Source organism: Methylobacterium sp. J-067 (assembly GCF_022829465.1).
Taxonomy (GTDB): domain Bacteria; phylum Pseudomonadota; class Alphaproteobacteria; order Rhizobiales; family Beijerinckiaceae; genus Methylobacterium; species Methylobacterium litchii.
In genome coordinates, this window is sequence record NZ_JAKSXZ010000074.1 from 60,778 (window position 1) to 80,614 (window position 19,837).

The 19,837-nt window shown below is 71.7% G+C and carries 21 protein-coding genes; 16 read left to right on the forward strand and 5 right to left on the reverse strand.

From position 1 onward, the window contains the following. The first annotated feature begins 75 nt into the window (after window positions 1–75). On the forward strand, window positions 76–963 hold the full coding sequence (locus MKK52_RS07740) for a dihydrodipicolinate synthase family protein (RefSeq protein WP_243953228.1): 888 nt from the start codon (window positions 76–78) through the stop codon (window positions 961–963). On the opposite strand, the gene MKK52_RS07745 is transcribed toward MKK52_RS07740, so the two are convergent. Then, complete coding sequence (locus MKK52_RS07745) at window positions 929–1,303, reverse strand: DUF2794 domain-containing protein (RefSeq protein ID WP_243953229.1); 375 nt, start codon at window positions 1,301–1,303, stop codon at window positions 929–931. The genes MKK52_RS07740 and MKK52_RS07745 overlap by 35 nt on opposite strands. A gap of 370 nt (window positions 1,304–1,673) precedes the next feature. Here MKK52_RS07745 and bluB point away from each other — a divergent pair, with 370 nt between their 5' ends. The 3 genes from bluB (at window position 1,674) to MKK52_RS07760 (ending at window position 3,964) form a co-directional block, all read left to right on the forward strand. Then, window positions 1,674–2,318 carry a 5,6-dimethylbenzimidazole synthase gene (bluB, locus tag MKK52_RS07750; RefSeq protein WP_243953230.1) on the forward strand — a complete coding sequence of 215 codons (645 nt, stop codon included), beginning with the start codon at window positions 1,674–1,676 and terminating at the stop codon, window positions 2,316–2,318. Between the two features lie 177 nt (window positions 2,319–2,495). Further along, on the forward strand, window positions 2,496–2,993 hold the full coding sequence (locus tag MKK52_RS07755) for a L,D-transpeptidase (RefSeq protein WP_243953231.1): 498 nt from the start codon (window positions 2,496–2,498) through the stop codon (window positions 2,991–2,993). Between the two features lie 113 nt (window positions 2,994–3,106). After that, on the forward strand, window positions 3,107–3,964 hold the full coding sequence (locus tag MKK52_RS07760; protein ID WP_243953232.1) for a DMT family transporter: 858 nt from the start codon (window positions 3,107–3,109) through the stop codon (window positions 3,962–3,964). Between the two features lie 7 nt (window positions 3,965–3,971). Here MKK52_RS07760 and MKK52_RS07765 read toward each other — a convergent pair whose 3' ends face one another. Together MKK52_RS07765 and MKK52_RS07770 are read right to left on the reverse strand one after the other, a co-directional pair. Further along, window positions 3,972–4,280 (reverse strand): cupin domain-containing protein, encoded by a 309-nt coding sequence (locus MKK52_RS07765; protein ID WP_243953233.1) that lies wholly within the window; start codon window positions 4,278–4,280, stop codon window positions 3,972–3,974. Between the two features lie 67 nt (window positions 4,281–4,347). Further along, complete coding sequence (locus tag MKK52_RS07770) at window positions 4,348–4,566, reverse strand: DUF1674 domain-containing protein (RefSeq protein ID WP_243953234.1); 219 nt, start codon at window positions 4,564–4,566, stop codon at window positions 4,348–4,350. 68 nt (window positions 4,567–4,634) lie between these two features. On the opposite strand from MKK52_RS07770, the gene MKK52_RS07775 reads away from it, so the two are divergent. The 6 genes from MKK52_RS07775 to MKK52_RS07800 all read left to right on the forward strand — a co-directional run bounded on the left by MKK52_RS07775 (window position 4,635) and on the right by MKK52_RS07800 (window position 10,252). Continuing rightward, complete coding sequence (locus MKK52_RS07775) at window positions 4,635–5,978, forward strand: RsmB/NOP family class I SAM-dependent RNA methyltransferase (protein ID WP_243953235.1); 1,344 nt, start codon at window positions 4,635–4,637, stop codon at window positions 5,976–5,978. Window positions 5,979–6,084: 106 nt separating this feature from the next. After that, the gene (gene thrS, locus MKK52_RS07780; RefSeq protein ID WP_243953236.1) at window positions 6,085–8,112 is read left to right on the forward strand and encodes a threonine--tRNA ligase; all 2,028 of its coding nucleotides are present in this window, start codon (window positions 6,085–6,087) and stop codon (window positions 8,110–8,112) included. Between the two features lie 55 nt (window positions 8,113–8,167). Then, window positions 8,168–8,668 (forward strand): pantetheine-phosphate adenylyltransferase, encoded by a 501-nt coding sequence (gene coaD / locus MKK52_RS07785; protein ID WP_243953237.1) that lies wholly within the window; start codon window positions 8,168–8,170, stop codon window positions 8,666–8,668. Between the two features lie 33 nt (window positions 8,669–8,701). Further along, window positions 8,702–9,247, forward strand: coding sequence for a peptidylprolyl isomerase (locus MKK52_RS07790; RefSeq protein WP_243953238.1), 546 nt, complete (start codon window positions 8,702–8,704; stop codon window positions 9,245–9,247). Continuing rightward, window positions 9,244–9,744 carry a hypothetical protein gene (locus MKK52_RS07795; RefSeq protein WP_243953239.1) on the forward strand — a complete coding sequence of 167 codons (501 nt, stop codon included), beginning with the start codon at window positions 9,244–9,246 and terminating at the stop codon, window positions 9,742–9,744. Before MKK52_RS07790 ends, MKK52_RS07795 begins: the two co-directional genes overlap by 4 nt. Window positions 9,745–9,790: 46 nt before the next feature. Then, a complete protein-coding gene (locus MKK52_RS07800; protein ID WP_243953240.1) occupies window positions 9,791–10,252 on the forward strand; it encodes a peptidylprolyl isomerase in 462 nt (153 codons plus the stop codon). Between the two features lie 42 nt (window positions 10,253–10,294). Here MKK52_RS07800 and mobA read toward each other — a convergent pair whose 3' ends face one another. Both mobA and apbC read right to left on the reverse strand, forming a co-directional pair. After that, window positions 10,295–10,900, reverse strand: a complete 606-nt coding sequence (gene mobA, locus MKK52_RS07805) for a molybdenum cofactor guanylyltransferase MobA (RefSeq protein WP_313898736.1) — start codon at window positions 10,898–10,900, stop codon at window positions 10,295–10,297. Between the two features lie 6 nt (window positions 10,901–10,906). Beyond that, on the reverse strand, window positions 10,907–12,055 hold the full coding sequence (apbC, locus tag MKK52_RS07810) for an iron-sulfur cluster carrier protein ApbC (protein WP_243953241.1): 1,149 nt from the start codon (window positions 12,053–12,055) through the stop codon (window positions 10,907–10,909). Window positions 12,056–12,211: 156 nt separating this feature from the next. Here apbC and MKK52_RS07815 point away from each other — a divergent pair, with 156 nt between their 5' ends. From MKK52_RS07815 to MKK52_RS07840, 6 genes are all read left to right on the forward strand, one after another. Further along, window positions 12,212–12,712 carry a pyridoxamine 5'-phosphate oxidase family protein gene (locus tag MKK52_RS07815; protein WP_243953242.1) on the forward strand — a complete coding sequence of 167 codons (501 nt, stop codon included), beginning with the start codon at window positions 12,212–12,214 and terminating at the stop codon, window positions 12,710–12,712. A 114-nt stretch (window positions 12,713–12,826) separates the two neighbouring features. After that, entirely contained in the window at window positions 12,827–14,122 is a 1,296-nt protein-coding gene (locus MKK52_RS07820) for a nicotinate phosphoribosyltransferase (RefSeq protein ID WP_243953243.1), read from the forward strand. Between the two features lie 66 nt (window positions 14,123–14,188). Beyond that, a complete protein-coding gene (locus MKK52_RS07825; RefSeq protein WP_243953244.1) occupies window positions 14,189–15,661 on the forward strand; it encodes an MmgE/PrpD family protein in 1,473 nt (490 codons plus the stop codon). 123 nt (window positions 15,662–15,784) lie between these two features. Continuing rightward, window positions 15,785–17,815 carry an AI-2E family transporter gene (locus tag MKK52_RS07830; protein ID WP_243953245.1) on the forward strand — a complete coding sequence of 677 codons (2,031 nt, stop codon included), beginning with the start codon at window positions 15,785–15,787 and terminating at the stop codon, window positions 17,813–17,815. 68 nt (window positions 17,816–17,883) lie between these two features. Further along, window positions 17,884–18,672, forward strand: a complete 789-nt coding sequence (gene hisN, locus MKK52_RS07835) for a histidinol-phosphatase (protein ID WP_243953246.1) — start codon at window positions 17,884–17,886, stop codon at window positions 18,670–18,672. 19 nt (window positions 18,673–18,691) lie between these two features. Beyond that, window positions 18,692–19,801, forward strand: coding sequence for a hypothetical protein (locus MKK52_RS07840; RefSeq protein WP_409564631.1), 1,110 nt, complete (start codon window positions 18,692–18,694; stop codon window positions 19,799–19,801). The last annotated feature ends 36 nt before the right edge of the window (window positions 19,802–19,837 follow it).

Genomic DNA, 19,837 nt, shown 5'->3' on the forward strand with positions numbered 1-19,837 from the left:
AGGGCCCCGGCGGGAGACCGCCGGGGCCTTTTTCGTTTAAGCTCGGCGCCTGGGATTCTCCGACCGAGCGAGATCATGGGCGCGTATACCGGCCTCTCCGCCTTCCCGATCACCCCCTGCGATGCAGACGGGCGGCTCGACGCGGCGCACCTGCGCCGCCTCCTCGCGCCGCTGGTCGAGGCGGGCGTCGATTCGATTGGGTTGCTCGGCAGCACCGGCACCTACGCCTACCTCACCCGCGAGGAGCGCCGCCGCACCGTGACCGTTGCCGCCGAGGCGGTGGCCGGGCGCGTGCCGCTGCTCGTGGGGATCGGGGCGCTGCGCACCGACGAGGCGATCCGCCTCGCCCAAGACGCGAAGGCGGCCGGCGCCACGGCGGGGCTGCTCGCCCCCGTCTCCTACACGCCGCTTACCGAGGATGAGGTCTTCGCCCATTTCGCCGCCGTGGCGGAGGAGGGGGGCCTGCCGCTGGTCATCTACGACAACCCGGCCACCACCCATTTCCGCTTCACGCCGTCCCTGATCGGCCGCCTCGCCCGCCTGCCGGGGGTGGTGGCCGCCAAGTGCCCCGGTCCGGCGCCGGAGGAGGCCGCGCAGACCGTCGCGCACTTGCGCGAGGCCGTGCCGGAGGGTTTCCCCCTCGGCTTCAGCGGCGATTGGAACGCGACGGAGGCGCTGATCGAGGGCGGGGACGCATGGTACAGCGTGGCCGCCGGCCTGTTCCCGGAGCCCTGCCTCGCCATCGTCCGCGCCGTTCAGGCCGGGGACGCGGCCCGCGCCCGATCCCTCGACGGGGCGATGGCCCCGCTCTGGGACCTGTTCAAGGCCCACTCGTCCCTGCGGATCGTGCACGCGCTCGCCGGCGCGATCCCGCCACGCCCGATCCTGCCCCTGCCGGAGGAGGTGAGGGCGCGGGCGCTCGCGGCCGTCACACGGCTCGAGGGCCGGGCTCCAGCACGGTGATGACCCGCGCGAGGTCGGTGCCCCGCTTGAGCACCCGCCCGTCGGCGGCAATCACCGCGTAGGCGCCCTGGCGGCGGGCGAGCTTCGGATCCTTCTCAATCCGGTAGAGGGGCATCTCTGAGGCGCGGCGGTAGATCGAGAACACCGCCTTGTCCCGCCGGAAGTCGAGGGCATAATCGCGCCACTCGCCCTGGGCGACCTGACGCCCATACAGGTTGAAGATCACCCGCAATTCGTCGCGCTGGAAGGCAATCTGCGGGGGCTCCGCACGGGACGGGAAGGGGATCACATGCCCCGCCGACTCGTCGGGCCGCGACCCGGCACCTGTCCATTCGCTCATCGTCGCTCCTGGCGCGCTGTCCTTAGCCTGGGATGATGGTCCCCGCCGCCGCCCGCCGCAAGGGGCGGGAGACGTCGCGCCCCGCTCCGGCGGGCCCGTGCCGCGCGAGACACATCCAAGCGACAAATTCCACGCTTTCGCCCCATTGGCGCCTTTTGCGAGCCGTGTTGCGGCCCGACAACACGGCTCGAACCTCGCCGGATCCTGTCCGGCCGTCTGCCGAACCCGTGCTCCCCAGCCTCGGCCGACGTCCATCACGGCTTGAGCCGGCACTCCGAGGTTTCGAGACCCAAGGGACTTGAGGCCGCCCCACCCGGGCGGCCTCTTTTTGCTTTTGCCGTCCGCGCCTCCGACAGGATATGCCCCTGGCGTGACCACGGACCCGCCCGCCTTCGACGATGCCTTCGCGCATCGCCTCGACACGCTCTTCGCGTGGCGCCGGGACGTGCGCCGCTTCCGCCCCGATCCGCTGGACGAGGCGGCCCTGCGCGCCTGCCTCGCGGCGGCCCACCGGGCGCCCTCGGTCGGCAACAGCCGGCCTTGGCGCTTCGTGCGCGTCTCGGACCCGGCCCGGCGGGCGGCGGTGGCGGCGAGCTTCGGGCATTGCAACGCGCAGGCCGCCGCCGCCTACGGTGATGAGCGCGCCGCGCGCTACCGGGCGCTCAAGCTCGCCGGGCTGAACGAGGCGCCGGTCCACCTCGCCGTCTTCTGCGACGGCGAGACCGGCGCGGGCCTCGGCCTCGGGCGGGCGACGATGCCGGAGACCCTGGCCTATTCGGTGGTGGGCGCGGTGCAATGCCTGTGGCTCGCCGCCCGCGCCCGGGGCATCGGCCTCGGCTGGGTCTCGATCCTCGATCCCTGTGCGGTGACGGACATCCTCGACGTGCCGCCCGGCTGGCACCTCATCGCCTATCTCTGCCTCGGCCTGCCGCAGGAGGAGCACCCCGACCCGGAGCTCGAACGGCACGGCTGGCAGGAGGAGGACCGCAGGGGCGCGGAACTCTACGAGCGGTGAGCGTGTCCCGTCCCTCTGCGTAATACTCCACATTTACGATGCGTGTTCACCGATCCTCTTTACCGTCACCACGCATTTCAGTGGTTCGCCAGGGATCAACCATAGCTTTCACTGGAACGGCGCCGCGCAGCCGTGAATTGATCGCCCGCATACACTCACGCTTGAGGAGTCGCGGGCATGTCGGGTCGGGTGTCGGTTGTGATGGGATTGGCCGCCCTGCTCGCGGCGGGGTCGGCCTCGGCGCGGGAAGTGGTGCCCTTCGGGGAGGGCTCGGCGGGCACGATCGTGATCAGCGTGTCGCAGCGCAAGCTCTACCTCGTGAACGGGGACGGTACGGCGATCCGCTACCCCGTGGCGGTGGGCAAGCCGGGCAAGCAATGGTTCGGCACGGCGCAGATCGACGGCAAGTACGTCGCCCCGGCGTGGTCGCCCCCGTGGGAGGTGAAGCGCGACAACCCACGCCTGCCGAACGTCATCGCCGGGGGCTCGCCGCACAACCCGATGGGCGCCGCCGCGATGACCCTGGCCGGTGGCCAATACGCGATCCACGGCACGAACCGCCCGAGCTCCATCGGCACCTGGGCGTCCTATGGCTGCATCCGCATGTACAATCAGGACGTGGTCGACCTGTACCAGCGGGTCGATGTCGGCACCCCGGTGCTGATGACGCACTGACGCGCCTCCGTCCCGGCCGGGCGAGCGGTACAGTTCGTGCCGACCGTCCGGTTCCGTCCGTGTCCCCCGGCGGCCCCGCCCCGTAAGCCATCCGCTTCCAAGGCAGGTGGATCATGCGGGCGAAGGCAGGGTTTGGCAGCGGGCTTCTCGGAGTCCTGATCTTCAGCGGGTCACTGCCCGCGACGCGGCTGGCGGTGTCGGGCTTCGCGCCGCTGTTCCTCACGGCCGCGCGGGCGGTGATCGCCGCCCTCCTCGGCGGCGCGCTACTCTGGCTCCTGCGCCAGACGCGCCCGGCGCGGGGCGACCTCGCGGCCCTCGCCCTCGTCTCCCTCGGCGTCGTCGTGGGCTTCCCCCTTCTGACGGCGCTGGCGCTGCGGGGCATGACCTCGGCGCAGGCCATCGTCTTCGTGGGGATGCTGCCCCTCGCCACCGCCCTCTTCGGGGTGCTGCGCGGCGGCGAGCGCCCCCGCCCGGCCTTCTGGCTGTTCTCGGTGCTCGGCAGCGCCGCCGTGGCGGGCTTCGCCCTGTCGCAGGGCGTGGCGGCGGGCGTGGAACCGAACCTGCTGATGCTCGCGGCGATCCTGCTCTGCGGCCTCGGCTACGCGGAGGGTGCGGCCCTGTCCCGGCGCCTCGGCGGCTGGCAGGTGATCTCTTGGGCGCTGCTGCTGGCGCTCCCCGCCATGGCGATCCTCGCCTGTGCCACATGGCCGGCGCGGTGGGACGGCATCGGCGCGCTGGCCTGGAGCGGCCTCGCCTACGTCTCGGTCTTCAGCATGCTGGTGGGGTTCGTGTTCTGGTACCGGGGCCTCGCCCTCGGCGGCATCGCGAGCGTGGGGCAGTTGCAGCTGCTCCAGCCCTTCCTCGGCCTCGCCCTGGCCGCGCTGATCGTCGGCGAGCCCGTCTCGGGGACGATGCTCGCCGTCAGCGCGGCGGTGGTGCTCTGCGTCGCCGGAGCGCGGCGCTTCGCGTGAGGCGTGCCTACTTCGCCGGGGGCGAGGTCGCCTCGACGGAAGTGAAGGTCTCGAGAATGCGGTAGGTGTGTTCCGCCCCGGCCGGGACGAGGTAGGAATCGCCGGGGGCCAGCGTCACCGTCTCACCGCCGACGATCAATTCGGCGCGGCCGCTCACCACGTAACCCACCGTCTCGTGCTCCGAGCGGGTCATGGGCTTGTCGGCGTTCGGTTCCTCGTTGCGCCACATCCGCATGCCGATGCGCTCGCCCTGGGCGAGGCCGATCTCCCCGTGCGGACCCGTCACCGCCTGCTTCGCCGAAACCGTCGTCACCATGGTCGCTCTCCCGTGAATGGCGGGGCAACCGGGGGTGACGCGGCCCTGTTCCGCGACGGGGCCCGCGTCAGAAATCCACCGCCAGACCCTTCACCTCCCAATCCTCGTAGCGCACCGGCTCCAAACCGCCCCGGCCCTGGCGCTCGGGGCGAGCCTGGATCGCGGCGGCGCGGGCGTCGATGGCGGCGCGGCGCTCGGCGGCCTCGGCCAAGGCCCGCTCGGCGGCAGGCGTGAGGGCGCGCGGCGGGGCCGTCTCGGGGGCGGAATCGTCGCGATGGTCTTGCATGTGGTCTTGCATCGAACTCGCTCGGGTGTGAGGTCGTGTCGGGATCGACAGGGTTTTCAAGGCTAGACGTGGCATCTCGGGGCAAGGTCCGCAACGCGGCGGAGAGTGAAACGGGTCAGGACGCGGCGGGGCTCGGCGCGAGGCGGGCGGCGGCGCAGGCCGTGGCCGAGCTGATCGGGCAGGAGCGCCCCCCCGCCCTCGACGAGGCGCTGGCCACCGCCCTGCGCGCCGAACGCCTCGAATCGGGCGACGCCGCGCTCGCACGGGCCATCGCCCTGGCGACCTTCCGCCGCCTGGGCCAGATCCGCCGGGTGCTGGCCGAACGCCTCGACAAGGGCCTGCCGGAGGGCAAGCCTCGCCTGCTCTCGCTGCTGGCCACCGGCACGGCCCAGATCCTCGACCTCGCGGTGCCGGATCACGCCGCCGTCGACCTCGCGGTGCGCCTCGCCAAGGCCGACCACCGCACCGCCGGCTTCGCGGGCATGGTCAACGCGGTCCTGCGCCGGGTGGCGCGGGAGCGCGAGGCGATCCTCGCGGCGGTCGAACCGCTGCGCGACAACACCCCCGACTGGCTCGCCCGCCGCTGGGTCTCAGCCTACGGTGGGGACCTGGCCGCCGAGATCGCCCGCGCGCATCTCACCAACGCGCCCATCGACCTCACGCTCCGGAACGAGGGCGAGGGACAGGCCTGGGCGGAACGCCTCGGCGCCACCCTGCTGCCGACCGGCTCCCTGCGGATGCCGCCGGACGGGGCGGCGATCCCCGACCTGCCAGGCTTCGGCGAGGCCGCGTGGTGGGTGCAGGACGCTGCCGCCGCGATCCCCGCGCGCCTGCTCGGCGTCGGGGCGGGCGAGCGCGTGCTCGACCTCTGCGCCGCGCCGGGCGGCAAGACGATGCAGCTCGCGAGCCGGGGCGCGACCGTGACGGCGCTGGACCGCTCGGCCCCCCGCCTGGAGCGCCTGCGCGAAAACCTCGCGCGCCTGGGCCTGAAGGCCGAGATCGCCGTGGGCGACGCGACCGTCTATCAGGCCGAGCCCTTCGACGCGGTGCTCCTCGATGCGCCCTGCTCGGCCACGGGCACGATCCGCCGCCACCCCGACGTCGCCTGGACCAAGGACGAATCCGACATCGTCCGCCTCGCGCAGTTGCAGACCCGGCTCCTCGACCGGGCGGCGACGCTGGTGCGGCCGGGCGGGCGGCTCGTCTACTGCACCTGCTCCCTGGAGCGGGCCGAGGGCGAGGCGCAGATCGCCGCCTTCCTCGCCCGCAACACGCGATTCGCCCGCGTGCCGCTCCGCCCCGAGGAGGTCGGCGGCCGGGCCGACCTGATCGACGGGGCGGGCGACCTGCGCACCTTGCCGAGCCAGGGCCTCGACGGCTTCTTCGCGGGCCGGCTGGTGCACCAGGGCTGACCCGCATTCCCTCCCGCCGCGAAACGGTCTAAACGGCCGGCCTCGTCGCGACACCCGACCACCCGCTTACCTGCCCCGTTCGCAGGAGTGAGCCAGGAGACAGACCATGCCCGTCCTGACCTTTCCCGATGGCAACACACGAGAGGTCGCCGCCGGCACCACCGGCCGCAGCGTGGTCGAGGGCATCGCGAAGTCGCTCGCCAAGCGCACCGTGGCCATGGCCCTCGACGGCACCGTCCGCGACCTCGATGACGGGATCGACCGGGACGCCCGGATCGAGTTCCTCGACCGCGCCGACCCCCGCGCCCTGGAACTGATCCGGCACGATTGCGCCCACGTGCTCGCCGAGGCGGTGCAGTCGCTCTGGCCGGAGACGCAGGTGACCATCGGCCCGGTCATCGAGAACGGCTTCTATTACGACTTCCACCGCGAGGCCCCGTTCACGCCGGAGGACTTTCCGAAGATCGAGGCGCGGATGCGCGAGATCATCGCGAAGGACGCGCCCTTCACCCGGGAGGTCTGGAAGCGCGAGGACGTGCGCAACCTGTTCGCGGAGAAGAAGGAGGGCTTCAAGGTCGAGTTGGTCGACGCCATCCCGCCGGGGGAGGATCTGAAGATCTACCGCCAGGGCGAGTGGTTCGACCTCTGCCGCGGCCCGCACATGACCTCGACCGGCAAGGTCGGCACGGCGTTCAAGCTGATGAAGGTCGCGGGCGCCTATTGGCGGGGTGATTCCAACAACCCGATGCTCACCCGCATCTACGGCACCGCCTGGGCCACGAAGGAAGACCTCGACGCCTACATCCACCGCCTGGAGGAGGCCGAGCGCCGCGACCACCGCCGGCTCGGCCGGGAGATGGACCTGTTCCACTTCCAGGAGGAGGGGCCGGGCGTCGTGTTCTGGCACGCCAAGGGCTGGACGATCTTCCAGGAGCTGATCGCCTACATGCGCCGCCGCCTGCGGGGCGACTACGCCGAGGTGAACGCCCCGCAGATCCTCGACAAGGCCCTGTGGGAGACCTCCGGCCACTGGGGCTGGTACCGCGAGAACATGTTCGCCGCGCAATCGGCGGGCGAGGAGGCCGAGGACAAGCGCTGGTTCGCCCTCAAGCCGATGAACTGCCCGGGTCACGTCCAGATCTTCAAGCATGGGTTGAAGAGCTACCGTGATCTGCCTCTGCGCATGGCGGAATTCGGCGTGGTCCACCGCTATGAGCCCTCCGGCGCCATGCATGGGCTGATGCGGGTGCGCGGCTTCACCCAGGACGACGCGCACATCTTCTGCACCGAGGACCAGCTCGCCGACGAGTGCCTGAAGATCAACGACCTGATCCTCTCGACCTATGCCGATTTTGGCTTCGGCGAGATCGTCGTGAAGCTCTCGACCCGGCCGGAGAAGCGCGTCGGCTCTGACGCCCTGTGGGACCACGCCGAGAGCGTGATGACGCGGGTGCTGGCGCAGATCGAGGAGCAGTCGGGCGGGTGGATCAAGACCGCCATCAACCCCGGAGAGGGCGCCTTCTACGGGCCGAAGTTCGAGTACGTCCTGCGCGACGCCATCGGCCGCGACTGGCAATGCGGGACGACGCAGGTGGATTTCAACCTGCCTGAGCGGTTCGGCGCGTTCTACGTCGATGCGGACGGGCAGAAGAAGCCACCGGTCATGGTCCACCGGGCGATCTGCGGCTCGATGGAGCGATTCACCGGCATCCTGATCGAGCATTTCGCCGGGCATTTCCCGCTCTGGCTCGCCCCCGTGCAGGTGGTGGTCGCCACCATCACCGGCGAGGCCGACGCCTACGCCGCCAAGGTGGTGCGGGCGCTGGAGAAGGCGGGCCTGCGCGTGGACGCGGACCTTCGCAACGAAAAGATCAACTACAAGGTCCGCGAGCATTCGCTCGCGAAGGTGCCGGTGCTGCTGGCGCTGGGCAAGCGCGAGGCGGAGGAGGGCACCGTCTCGATCCGCCGGCTCGGCAGCCAGCAGACGCGGACCCTGCCGCTGACCGAGGCCGTGGCGAGCTTCGTGGAGGAGGCCACCAGCCCCGACCGGCGCCGCGCCGACGCGGTCGCCGAGACCGTCCCGACCAGCGACACGGTGCTCGATTCGCACCACGGGGAGGCTCCGGTCCCTTGAGGCCGGGCCACCCGAAGGTTCCGTCCTGCCCCAAAACAGGCTAGGGCAACCGGCGATGACCCGTATAGCCCTCTATGCCGGCTCGTTCGATCCGGTCACGAACGGCCATCTCGACGTCGTGCGCCAGGCCTGCCGCCTGGTGGACCGGCTCGTGATCGCCATCGGCGTGCATCCCGGCAAGGCGCCGCTCTTCTCCGCCGAGGAGCGGGCCGAGTTGCTGCAGATCACCTGCGGGCCGGTGGCGGGCGCCGAGGGGGCGACCCTCGACGTCGTGACCTTCGACGACCTCGCCGTCTCCGCGGCGCGGCGCTGCGGTGCCACGGTGTTCATCCGGGGCCTGCGCGACGGCACCGATCTCGACTACGAGATGCAGCTTGCCGGCATGAACGGCGCCATGGCGCCGGAGGTCCAGACCGTGTTCCTCCCGGCCTCGACCAGCGCGCGGCCCATCACCGCGACCCTGGTGCGGCAGATCGCCGGGATGGGGGGCGACGTCTCGCCCTTCGTGCCCGCCGAGGTCGCCGCCCGGCTCAAGGCGCGTTTCGCGCCGGCCTGACATCCGACAGACCAGAAGGATCCGATACGAGCCATGAAACGCCGCACGCTCCTCGCGCTCGCCCTCTCCCTCGGGCTCACCGCGCCGGCCTTCGCCGCCGATTCGAACACCGTCTACCTGCAGACCAAGGACGGCCGCATCACCATCGAGCTGCGCCCCGACCTCGCGCCCAAGCACGTGAAGCAGATCAAGACGCTGGTCTCGCGCGGCTTCTACGACGGGCTGAAGTTCCACCGGGTGATCGACGGCTTCATGGCCCAAACCGGCGACCCGAAGGGCAACGGCACCGGCGGCTCGGACCTGCCCGACATCCCGGCCGAGTTCTCGCAGAGCGCCCAGTTCAAGCGCGGCACGGTGGGCATGGCCCGCTCGGGCAACCCGAACTCGGCCAACTCGCAGTTCTTCATCTGCCTCGGCGACGCGCCGTTCCTGAACGGCCAGTACACGATCGTCGGCAACGTCACGGACGGTCTCGACGTCCTCGACAAGATCAAGAAGGCGGCCCCCGGCGCCCCCGGCGGCGCGGTGCAGGATCCCGACAAGATCGTGCGCATGACGCTGGCCGGGAAGGCTCAGTGAGGCGGACCCTCCGGCCCGTCCTCTGGGGCGCCCTCGTCCTCGGCGCGGCGCTGCCGGCGCGCGCCTATGACGGCAGGCATCTCTTCTCGGGCTATGTCTACGAACCCGGCGGGGGCTATTCCCTGGCCCTGCCGGAGACCCTGGCGGCGACGATCGCCGTGCCGATGGCGGACCGGCCTCCGGGCGCGGCGAACACGCTGCGGCAGCTCTTCCCGGCGCTCGCCGCCTGCTGGAGCCCGCCCCACTTCGCCGCCACCCCGCAGGGGCCGGACGTGCAGGTGACGGCCCGGTTCTCGCTTCGGCGGGACGGCAGCGTGATCGGCACCCCGCGCATCACCTACGCGGCGGGCGTCTCGGGCGGGGACCGCACCACGCTCACCCGTGCCACCCTCGCGGCGCTCGGGCGCTGCACCCCGGCGCACCTCACCCCCGGCCTCGGCCGGGCCATCGCCGGCCGCCCGCTGGCCCTGCGCTTCGTCTACCATCCCCCGGCCTGACCGGCCGGCGACCCCCATCCCCCACCCGACCAACGGAGAACCGATCATGGCGGACAACGAAACCATCGTCCTCGAGACCACCAAGGGCCGCGTCGTCATCGGGCTGCGCCCCGACCTCGCCCCGAACCATGTCGAGCGGATCAAGGCGCTCGCCTCCCAGGGCTTCTACGACGGCGTGCTGTTCCACCGCGTCATCGACGGCTTCATGGCCCAGACCGGCGACCCGACCGGCACCGGCTCGGGCGGCTCCGACCTCCCCGACCTGAAGGCCGAGTTCAACGCCGAGCCGCACGTGCGCGGCACCTGCTCCATGGCCCGCACGAACTTTCCGCACTCGGCGAACTCGCAGTTCTTCATCTGCTTCGAGGACGCCCGTTTCCTCGACAAGCAGTACACCGTGTGGGGCAAGGTCGTGGAAGGCATGGACGTCATCGACACGATCAACAAGGGCGAGCCGCCGCGCTCCCCGGACAAGATCGTGAAGGCCACCGTCGGCGCCGCCGCGTAAGGCTTCCGGCTCCTCCCCCCGCCCGGCGGGGGGAGGGACCCCTCACGCCCCGAGCCAGGCCTCCGCCCGGGACACATCCTCCGGCGCGTTGAGGTTGAGGAACGGATCGACCGGCTGCACCGGCCATTCCACCACCGCACTCCCGTGGCGGGCGATGAAGCCGCCGACCCGGCGCTCGCCGGACGCGAGCCACGCCCGCAGGTCGTCTTGCAGGGCGACGGGCCAGAGCGCCGCCGTGTAATGCTCCCGCCCCCCTGAGGCCGCGACCGCGATGGGGCCCGCGCCGGGGGATGCGGTGAGCCGCACGACGAGATCCTCCGGCAGGAACGGGGCATCGCCCGGCACGCTCAGCACATGCGTCACGCCGGGCAGGCCGGCGCCGTGTTCCAGCCCGGCCAGGATGCCCGCCAGCGGCCCCACGGCGCCCGGCACGGGATCGGGCAGGACCGGCCCGTCGAATACCCCCGCAAACCGCGCCGGATCGCCGTTGGCGCTGAGCGCCAGCCCGGCCGGGCATTGCGGCGCCACGCGCGCCGCGATCCGCGCCAGGAGGGGCCGTCCCCCGAGGGGCAGCAGGGTCTTGTCGACCCCGCCCATCCGCCGCCCGAGGCCGCCCGCGAGGATCAGGCCGAGGACGGGCCCCGCCACCGGCGCCTACTCGAAGACGATCTTCGGCGCCGAGCGGGCGGGGCCCGCGCCGGAGAGGTTCGCCCAGAGCGACGCGGCGATCTCGCGGTAGACCTTGGCCTGCGGCCCCTCGGGATCGGTCGCCACCACCGGGCGGCCGGCATCGGAGGTCTCGCGGATCGTCATGTTCAGGGGCACCTCGCCGAGGAACGGCACGCCGAGGCGCTGCGCCTCGTTGCGCGCGCCGCCGTGCCCGAAGATGTGCGAGGCATGGCCGCAATTCGGGCAGACGAAGGTCGCCATGTTCTCGACGATGCCGAGGATCGGCACCGCGACCTTCTTGAACATCGTCACCCCGCGCCGGGCGTCGATGAGCGCGAGGTCCTGCGGCGTCGAGACGATCACCGCGCCCGAGAGCGGGGTCGCCTGAGCCATGGTGAGCTGCGCGTCGCCCGTGCCGGGGGGCATGTCCACGAGGAGCACGTCGAGTTCGCCCCAGAGCACGTCGCGCAGCATCTGCGTGATCGCCGACTGGACCATCGGGCCGCGCCAGATCATCGCCGCCTCGGGCTCGATCAGGAAGCCGATCGACATCACCTTCAGGCCGTAGCCGACCATCGGCTCCATCGCCTTGTTGTCGACCACGGTCGGCTTGCCGGTGAGGCCGAACAGCTTCGGCACCGAGGGGCCGTAGATGTCGGCGTCGAGGAGGCCGACCTTCAGCCCCTGCGCCTGGAGGGCGAGGGCGAGGTTGCAGGCGGTGGTGGACTTGCCGACGCCGCCCTTGCCCGAGGCCACCGCCACGATGTGGCGCACGCCCGGCAGCTTCGGCCCCTGCTGCGGCGGGGCGCCGGGCCGGGGCGGGGCGACGGGGGGCGGGCTCACCGGGTGCGGGGCGGCGCTGCTCTGCGCCGGATGGCTCCCGTCCCGCTCGGAGGTGAGGCTCGCGAACACGCCGGAGACGCCCGGCATCTGCAGGACGCGGCCCTCCGCCTGACGCCGCACCGGCTCGAACTTCTCGGCCTCGGAGGCGTCCACGAGGATCGAGAACATGACCCGGTTGGTCGGATCGACCACGACCTGGGAGAGGCGGCCGGAGCCGGGCAGGGTGGTGCCGGCGGCGTCGATCGTCACCGATTGCAGGGCGCGCAGCACGTCGTCGCGGGTGATGGCCAAGGTCAGGGGCTCCGAAACTCGTTTGTCTCCATCTATACGCGCCCGAGCGAAACACCACCCTGGCGCGCGGCCTGAACCAACCGGAGCCTCGCCCGTTGAAGACGCGAATCCGGGCCGGCCCCCCAGGCTGGCCCCCGTCGAGGCAGGAGTCACGCCGTGCACCAGAACCATCGCGACCACGAGGGCGCCGAGAAGCTGTTCGAACTCATCAAGGACGTGAAGGTCGCGATGATGACCACCGTCGACACCGACGGCACGCTGAACAGCCGCCCGATGTGGAACAACGACATCGATCCGAACGGCGACCTATGGTTCTTCACCAAGCTCCATTCGCCGAAGACGGCCGAGATCAGCCGCGACAACCAAGTGAACCTCGCCTACTCGGACCCGTCGAGCCAGAACTACGTGTCGGTCGCCGGCAAGGCCGAGGTGATCCGCGATCAGGCGCTCATCGACGAGAAGTGGAATGCCAGCCTGAAGACGTGGTTTCCCAACGGCAAGGACGACCCCGAGGTCGCCCTGATCCGCGTCTGCCCCGAGAAGGGCGAGTACTGGGACAGCCCGAACGCCACGATGCTGCACCTCTACGGCACCGTGAAGGCCGCCCTGACCGGCGAGAGCCCGAAGACCGAGACCAAGAAGGTCGGCCTGTCGTAGTCACCACCGCCTCTCCCTCCCCCGCAAAGGGGGAGGGACAACGCGCCGGGCATTGACGCGGGGCGTGAATCCATGCGCCCTCCCACTCCCCCGGCGCGACCCGAAGTCCCAAAAATGCTCGATCTGGCGAAGCGGGTGTACGACCACAGCTTCCGCATCGATCCGATCGTGCGGTCGCTCCTCGATACGGATTTCTACAAGCTCCTGATGGCGCAGACGATCCTGCGCCGGCACCCGCAGGTGGAGACGACCTTCGGCATCGCCAACCGCACCGCCCGGGTCCGCATCGCCGACGAGGTCGATGAGGGGCTGCTGCGGGAGCAACTGGACCATGCCCGCTCCCTGCGCCTCTCGAAGGGCGAGGTGACGTGGCTGAGGGGCAACGTGTTCCGGGGCCAGGGCCGCATCCTCGAACCCGACTTCGTGGCGTGGTTCGAGACTTTCCAACTGCCTGAGTACGAGCTCGCCACCCGCGACGGGCAATACGAACTGACCTTCCACGGCCCCTGGGTCGAGACCACGATGTGGGAGGTGCCGGCGCTGGCCATCCTCAACGAGTTGCGGGCGCGCTCGGTGCTGCGCGGGCTCGGCAAGCTGACGCTGCAGGTGCTCTATGCCCGCGCCATGACCCGCGTGTGGGAGAAGATCGAGCGGCTGCAGCGCCTGCCCGACCTCTCCATCGCCGATTTCGGCACGCGGCGGCGCCACGGCTTCCTGTGGCAGGATTGGTGTGTGCAGGCCATGGCCGAGGGATTGGGCGAGCCGCGCTTCCTCGGCACCTCGAACTGCCTCATCGCCGCCAAGCGCGAGGTCGAGCCGGTGGGCACCAACGCCCACGAATTGCCGATGGTCTACGCCGCGCTCGCCCCCGACGACGACGCCCTGGCGGCGGCGCCCTACGCGGTGCTGGACGACTGGCAGGAGGATTACGCGGGCAACCTCCGCATCGTCCTGCCCGACACCTACGGCACCACCGGCTTCCTCGCCAACGCCCCCGACTGGGTGGCGGACTGGACCGGCATCCGCATCGATTCCAAGGACCCGATCGAGGGCGGGGAGGAGGCGATCCGCTTCTGGCAGGAGCACGGGCGCGACCCCCGCGACAAGCTCGCGATCTTCTCCGACGGGCTCGACATCGCCGAGATCGAGCGCATCCATGCCCGCTTCCACGGGCGGATGCGCATCGGCTACGGCTGGGGCACCCTGCTCACCAACGATTTCCGGGGCCTGATGCCGGACGGGCGGCTCGATCCGATCTCCGTCGTCTGCAAGGTCATCGACGCGAACGGCCACCCCACGGTGAAGCTCTCCGACAACCCGACCAAGGCGCAGGGGCCCGCCGACGAGGTCGCCCGCTACCGCCGTGTGTTCGGGGTGGGCGAACAGGCCGCCCTTCCCGTTCTGGTCTGAGCGCGCGCAGCGGGTATAAGGTCGACCACGACGGGCCCGAGACGGCCCGCGCGGGAGGACAATCTGATGGGTATGAACCGCCGCTCGCTCCTCGGCGCCGCCGGCCTCGCGCTGGGCGCGCCGGCCCTGAATGCGGCGCAGGCGGCCGAGACGCCGGCCCCGGCGGTCAAGGCCCCGGCAGTCAAGGCCCCGCCGCCTCCGCCCGTGACGAAGATCCTCGCGGAGTTCATCCGCGGCTCCACCTATGACGGCCTGCCGGAGAACGTCCGCCGGGAGGGCGTGCGCAGCTTCCTGAACTGGGTGGGCGTCGCCATCGGCGGCTCGCACCATGAGACCCTCGACATCGCGGTCTCGGCGCTGCAGCCCTTCTCCGGGCCGCCGCAGGCCAGCCTGTTCGGCCGCACCGAGCGGTTCGACATCATGAACGCCGCCTTCCTCAACGGCGTGTCGAGCCACATCTTCGATTTCGACGACACCCACCTGAAGACGATCATCCATCCGGCCGGGCCGGTCGCCTCCGCGATCCTGGCCTATGCCGAGATGAAGCCCGTCTCTGGCAAGGATTTCCTCGACGCGCTGGTGGTGGGCATCGAGGTCGAGTGCCGCATCGGCAACATGGTCTATCCGAACCATTACGATGCCGGCTGGCACATCACCGGCACCTGCGGGCCGTTCGGCGCCGCCGCCGCCGCCTCGAAGTTGATGGGGCTCACCGAGGAGCAGACGATCTACGCGCTCGGCCTCGCCGCCTCGCAGCCGGTGGGCCTGCGCGAGTCGTTCGGCTCCATGAACAAGAGCTTCAATCCCGGCCGCGCCGCCGCCAACGGGCTGTTCGCCGCGATCCTGGCCGCGAAGGGCTTCACGTCGTCGGAGAAGATGATCGAGGTCCGCCGGGGCTGGGCGCAGACCATCTCGACCAAGCAGGACTGGTCGCAGATCACCGACGGGCTGGGGAGCCGCTACGAGAGCGCGCTCAACACCTACAAGCCCTTCGCCTGCGGCATCGTCATGCATCCGGCCATCGACGCGGCGATCCAGATCCGCGACGAGGACCACGTGAAGCCGGAGGACATCAAGTCCGTGGACCTTAAGGTCCATCCGCTGGTGCTGGAGCTCACGGGCAAGACCGCGCCGAAGACGGGTCTGGAGGGCAAGTTCAGCATCTACCACGCGGTGGCGGTGGCCTTCGTGGAGGGTGCGGGCGGCGAGAAGCAGTTCAGCGACCGGGCGGTGAACGACCCCCGCGTCGTGGCGCTGCGGAGCAAGGTGAACCCGGTGGTCACGCCCGGCGTCGACCCGGCGCAGGTGGATATGATTGTGACGCTGAACGACGGCCGCACGATCCACCGCCACATCGACCACGCCATCGGCAGCGTCGAGAAGCCGATGACGGACGCCCAGCTCGACGCGAAGTTCAAGGACCTCGCGGATGGCATCCTCCCCGCGACGCAGGCGAACCGCGTGCTCGCCCTGTGCCGCTCCCTGCCCGACCTGAAGGACGCGGGCGAGGTCGCGCGGGCGGGGGTGCAGGGGGCGTGATCCGCGCCTGACGGCTGAGCTTCATCCGGCCGGGATCGTTTTCGCCTCCCGGTCGGTTCCTCAGCCGGCGCCCCGGCCCCGGTCGGCGCCGCGTGTGGCGTCGTGGGGGCTCGTGGGTCGTCGATGGTGAACAGGAGCAGCGTGGGGCTCGGCATGGATGGTCCGTCGATCCGGCCCCGTCCGACCCGCGTCACCGCCGCCGAGCGGCCCAAGGCGGCGCTCGCCTCGCCGCTCATCGTCTGGGCGATCCTCGTGGCCGGACTGTATTTCGGCCGCGAGATCTTCATCCCCATCGCCATCGCCCTGCTGCTGTCCTTCGTCCTCGGGCCGCTGGTGAACTATCTGCGCCGCTGGCGCCTGCCGCGCCTCGTCGCCGTGGGGCTCACCGTCCTGATGACCCTCGGGATCGTCGGGGCGCTGGGGACGCTGATCGGCATCCAGGTCGCGGACCTCGTCGGCGACGTGCCCCGCTACCGCGCCACGATCGAGCGCAAGCTCGACAGCCTGCGCGACAGCCCCGCCGGGCGCATGACCGACTACGTCGCCAACATCGGCCGGGCGATCCACAACGCCGGCAACGCCGACACGCAGCCGAAGCCCGCCGCCGCGCCCCCGCCGCCGGCCGCGAAGGGGGAGCCCCCGTCCGAGCGCAAGCCGATGCTCGTGGAGATGACGGCGACCCCGCCGAGCCCGCTGGAGACCGCGAGCACGCTGCTCTCGCCGATCATGCAGCCGCTCGCCACCCTCGGTATCGTCTTCGTGGTGCTGCTCTTCGTGCTGATGCAGCGCGAGGACCTGCGCGACCGGCTGGTCCGGCTGGCGGGCTCGCGCGACCTCCACCGCACCACGGTGGCGATGGACGACGCCGCCAAGCGGCTCTCGCGCTACTTCGTGGCCCAGCTCGCCCTCAACACCGCCTTCGGCGTGGTGATCGGCGCCGGGCTCTACCTGATCGGGGTGCCGAATCCGGTCCTGTGCGGGATCGTCTCGGCGCTGATGCGCTTCGTGCCCTATCTCGGCGCCTTCCTCTCGGCCCTGCTGCCGATGCTGCTGGCCGCCGCGATCGAGCCGGGCTGGAACATGACCATCGCCACGGCGATCCTGTTCCTGATCCTCGAACCGATCACCGGGCAGGTGATCGAGCCGATGCTCTACGGCCAGTCGACCGGCCTCTCGCCCACCGCCGTGCTGGTCTCGGCGCTGTTCTGGACGTGGCTGTGGGGGCCGGTGGGCCTGCTGCTCTCGACGCCGCTCACCGCCTGCCTCGTGGTGCTCGGGCGCCATGCCGACCATCTCGAGTTCCTCGATGTGCTGTTCGGCGACAGGCCCGCGCTGACACCCGTGCAGAACTTCTACCAGCGCATCCTCGCGGGCGATTCCGAGGAGGTGCTGGGCCATGCCGAGCTGATCCTCCAGCATTGCTCGCTCTCCTCGTACTACGAGGACGTGGTGCTGAAGGCGCTCGAACTGGCGGCCAGGGACGCGGCGCGGGGCGTCCTCACCCCCGCCCAGAAGAGCGCCATGCGCGGCACGCTCTCCGAACTGATCGACGACCTCGCCGACCGGGCGGACGGCCCCGTCGGCGGCGCGCACCGGGACAAGGACCCGGCCGATGTCTGCGAGGCCGAAGGGGCCTGCAGCCCCCTGCCGGTGCATCCGATTCCCGGCGACCTGCCGGAGGGCTGGACCCGCGAGGGGGCGGTGCTGTGCATCTCCGGCCGGGGCTTCCTCGATGCCGCCGCCGTGGCGATCCTGGCGCAGATCCTCGCCAAGCGGGGCATCGGCGCGCGGACGGTGCCCTTCTCCGAGACCGCCTCGGCCCGGCTCTCCCGGCTCGATCCGGGGGCGGCACAAATCGCCTGCGTCGTCTCCATCGCCCATGGCGGCGAGCCGCAGCACCTGAACCGGCTCATCGCCCGCCTGCGGCAGCGCATGCCCGCCGTGCCGGTGCTCGCCGGGCTGTGGCTCACCGGTCAGGAGGAGCGGCGCCCGACCTTCACCCTCGACGCGGACATCACCGCCCGCTCCCTGCACGAGGCGGTGGAGGCGGTGCTCGCCGCCGCCGAGGCGGACGCGACGGTCGCGCCGCGGCCTCGGACGGAGGCGCCCGCCCCGGCGGCTCTGGCCCCCGAAGTCGTAGGGCAGGGGGCTTGACGCCGGGGCCCCGCGCCAGCCTTCGTCTGACCGCCGGCGGGCCGCCGGCCCGTCGGAGCAGTTCCCGCATGAGCGTCGTCGAACTCGGCCGGTTCATGGAAGACCTCGCCCACGCCTCGGGCAAGGCGATCCTGCCGTTCTTCCGGGCGCAATTCGCCCTGGAGGACAAGGCGCGGGGCGGCGCGCCTTTCGATCCGGTGACGGAGGCCGACCGGGCGGCGGAGGTCGTCCTGCGGGCGCTGATCGGCAAGGCCTTCCCCGGCCACGGCATCCTCGGCGAGGAGTTCGGCACCGAGCGGGAGGATGCGGAATGCGTCTGGGTGCTCGATCCCATCGACGGCACCCGCGCCTTCATCGCCGGCCTGCCGACCTGGGGCACGCTGATCGGCCTCACCCGCCACGGGGTGCCGGTGCGCGGCCTGATGCACCAGCCCTACCTGAACGAGATCTTCACGGGCGACGGGCATACGGCGCGGCTGCGCGGCCCGGCCGGGGAGCGCACCCTGCGCACTCGCCGCTGCGGCGACCTCGCCCAGGCGCTCCTCGCCACCACCGACCCGCGCCTGTTCGCGGACGGCGAGGAGGCGGAGCGCTTCCGTTCCCTGGAGGGGCGGGTGCGCCTCTCCCGCTACGGCACCGATTGCTACGCCTATTGCATGCTCGCGGCGGGGCAGGTCGACCTCGTGGTCGAGGCTGGGCTGAAGCCCTACGACATCTGCGCGCTCATCCCGATCATCGAGGGCGCGGGCGGGCGCGTCACCGCCTGGGACGGCGGTTCCGCCGCCAAGGGGGGCCGGGTGGTCGCGGCGGGCGACCCCAGGCTGCACGAGGCGGCCCTCAAGGTGCTGAACCCGTGAGAGGTTCGATGGGCGGCCCGTGCTGCTGAGTCTCCTCCTCGCCACCGCGAGCCTGTGGGGCAGCCTGCACGCCGCCCTGCCGTCGCACCCGCTCCTGCCCCCGGCGAGTCCCGGGCCGGCCGAGGCGCCGCGCTTCGACCCGGCGACGCGGGCGGTGTCGAACTGGCACGCGCAGACGGCTGAGGCGCTCCGGCCCCGGGCGCTGGCCCTCACGGCGAGCCTCAGCAAGGACCCGCCCTACGTCGCCCGCTGCGTGCGGCTCAACAACGGCTGGTGCATCAAGTCGGCCCGCTGGCCCGGCGAGATCGGCGCCGACGGGGAGGGGCACACCGCCTTCGCCACGCTGGCCGACGGGGCCGACGCCGCCGCGCGGCTCCTGCGCCGCTATTACCGCGACTACGAGCGCCGCAGCGCGCTCGCCATCGTGCGCCGCTGGGCGCCCTCCGAGTGCAGGAGCGCCGGCCTGAGTTTGGGCCGGGCCTCCGTCGCGACGCCCGCCGTCTCGACGACGCTGGCGCCGCGCGGGCTCAGCAAGACCCTGCGCGCCCGCTTCCTCGCCCGCCACCGGCCGGGCGGCGCCCCCCGCGTCGCGGCGGCGCGGCGCGCGCCGGCGGGGGGCCTGCGGGTCCAGCCCTGGTCGCCCCTCGCCCGCCTCGGTGGCCGCCCCCGCACCCGGATCGCCGCACCCCGTCCGGTGGCCGACATCGCCTCCGGCCTCGGGACGCGGGCGACACCCGCCCCGCGCCCGGTCGCGGACCCCTCCGCGCTGCTATCGGGCAGCCGGGTGCCGAGCCCGGACAGGATGGTGGCGGAATCGGCCCTGCTGCCGGCCATCGCCGCCGGCCTCCCGTTGCTCGACCTGCGCCTGCCGGCCCCCCTGTGCTCCGGCGACGAGGTGCGCATTAATGCCTATGCCGCGCGGATCGCGGGCAGCGTCGGCGTGAAGCCGGGCGACGACCTTCACCTGTTCGCGCCGGACGGATCGCCCCTGCCCAACCTCGCCGCCGTGATGCTCGTCATGTCGGCGGTGGAACTCGGCACCCTCCGCGCCGGGCCGGACCTCGTCGCGGGCGCGATCGGGCGGCTCACACAGGATGGGCCGCCCCGCGAGAGCGCGGCGAAGGACTGACGGGGCAGACTGCACTCCCTCCCCCCTCTGCTGGGG

Bases quoted from the DNA above. Each gene is read 5' to 3' on its own strand.
- MKK52_RS07740 (WP_243953228.1), top strand. From the start codon at position 76: ATGGGCGCGTATACCGGCCTCTCCGCCTTCCCGATCACCCCCTGCGAT.
- MKK52_RS07745 (WP_243953229.1), bottom strand. From the start codon at position 1,303: ATGAGCGAATGGACAGGTGCCGGGTCGCGGCCCGACGAGTCGGCGGGG.
- MKK52_RS07755 (WP_243953231.1), top strand. From the start codon at position 2,496: ATGTCGGGTCGGGTGTCGGTTGTGATGGGATTGGCCGCCCTGCTCGCG.
- MKK52_RS07760 (WP_243953232.1), top strand. From the start codon at position 3,107: ATGCGGGCGAAGGCAGGGTTTGGCAGCGGGCTTCTCGGAGTCCTGATC.
- MKK52_RS07765 (WP_243953233.1), bottom strand. From the start codon at position 4,280: ATGGTGACGACGGTTTCGGCGAAGCAGGCGGTGACGGGTCCGCACGGG.
- MKK52_RS07770 (WP_243953234.1), bottom strand. From the start codon at position 4,566: ATGCAAGACCATCGCGACGATTCCGCCCCCGAGACGGCCCCGCCGCGC.
- thrS (WP_243953236.1), top strand. From the start codon at position 6,085: ATGCCCGTCCTGACCTTTCCCGATGGCAACACACGAGAGGTCGCCGCC.
- coaD (WP_243953237.1), top strand. From the start codon at position 8,168: ATGACCCGTATAGCCCTCTATGCCGGCTCGTTCGATCCGGTCACGAAC.
- MKK52_RS07790 (WP_243953238.1), top strand. From the start codon at position 8,702: ATGAAACGCCGCACGCTCCTCGCGCTCGCCCTCTCCCTCGGGCTCACC.
- MKK52_RS07800 (WP_243953240.1), top strand. From the start codon at position 9,791: ATGGCGGACAACGAAACCATCGTCCTCGAGACCACCAAGGGCCGCGTC.
- MKK52_RS07820 (WP_243953243.1), top strand. From the start codon at position 12,827: ATGCTCGATCTGGCGAAGCGGGTGTACGACCACAGCTTCCGCATCGAT.
- MKK52_RS07825 (WP_243953244.1), top strand. From the start codon at position 14,189: ATGGGTATGAACCGCCGCTCGCTCCTCGGCGCCGCCGGCCTCGCGCTG.
- MKK52_RS07830 (WP_243953245.1), top strand. From the start codon at position 15,785: ATGGTGAACAGGAGCAGCGTGGGGCTCGGCATGGATGGTCCGTCGATC.
- hisN (WP_243953246.1), top strand. From the start codon at position 17,884: ATGAGCGTCGTCGAACTCGGCCGGTTCATGGAAGACCTCGCCCACGCC.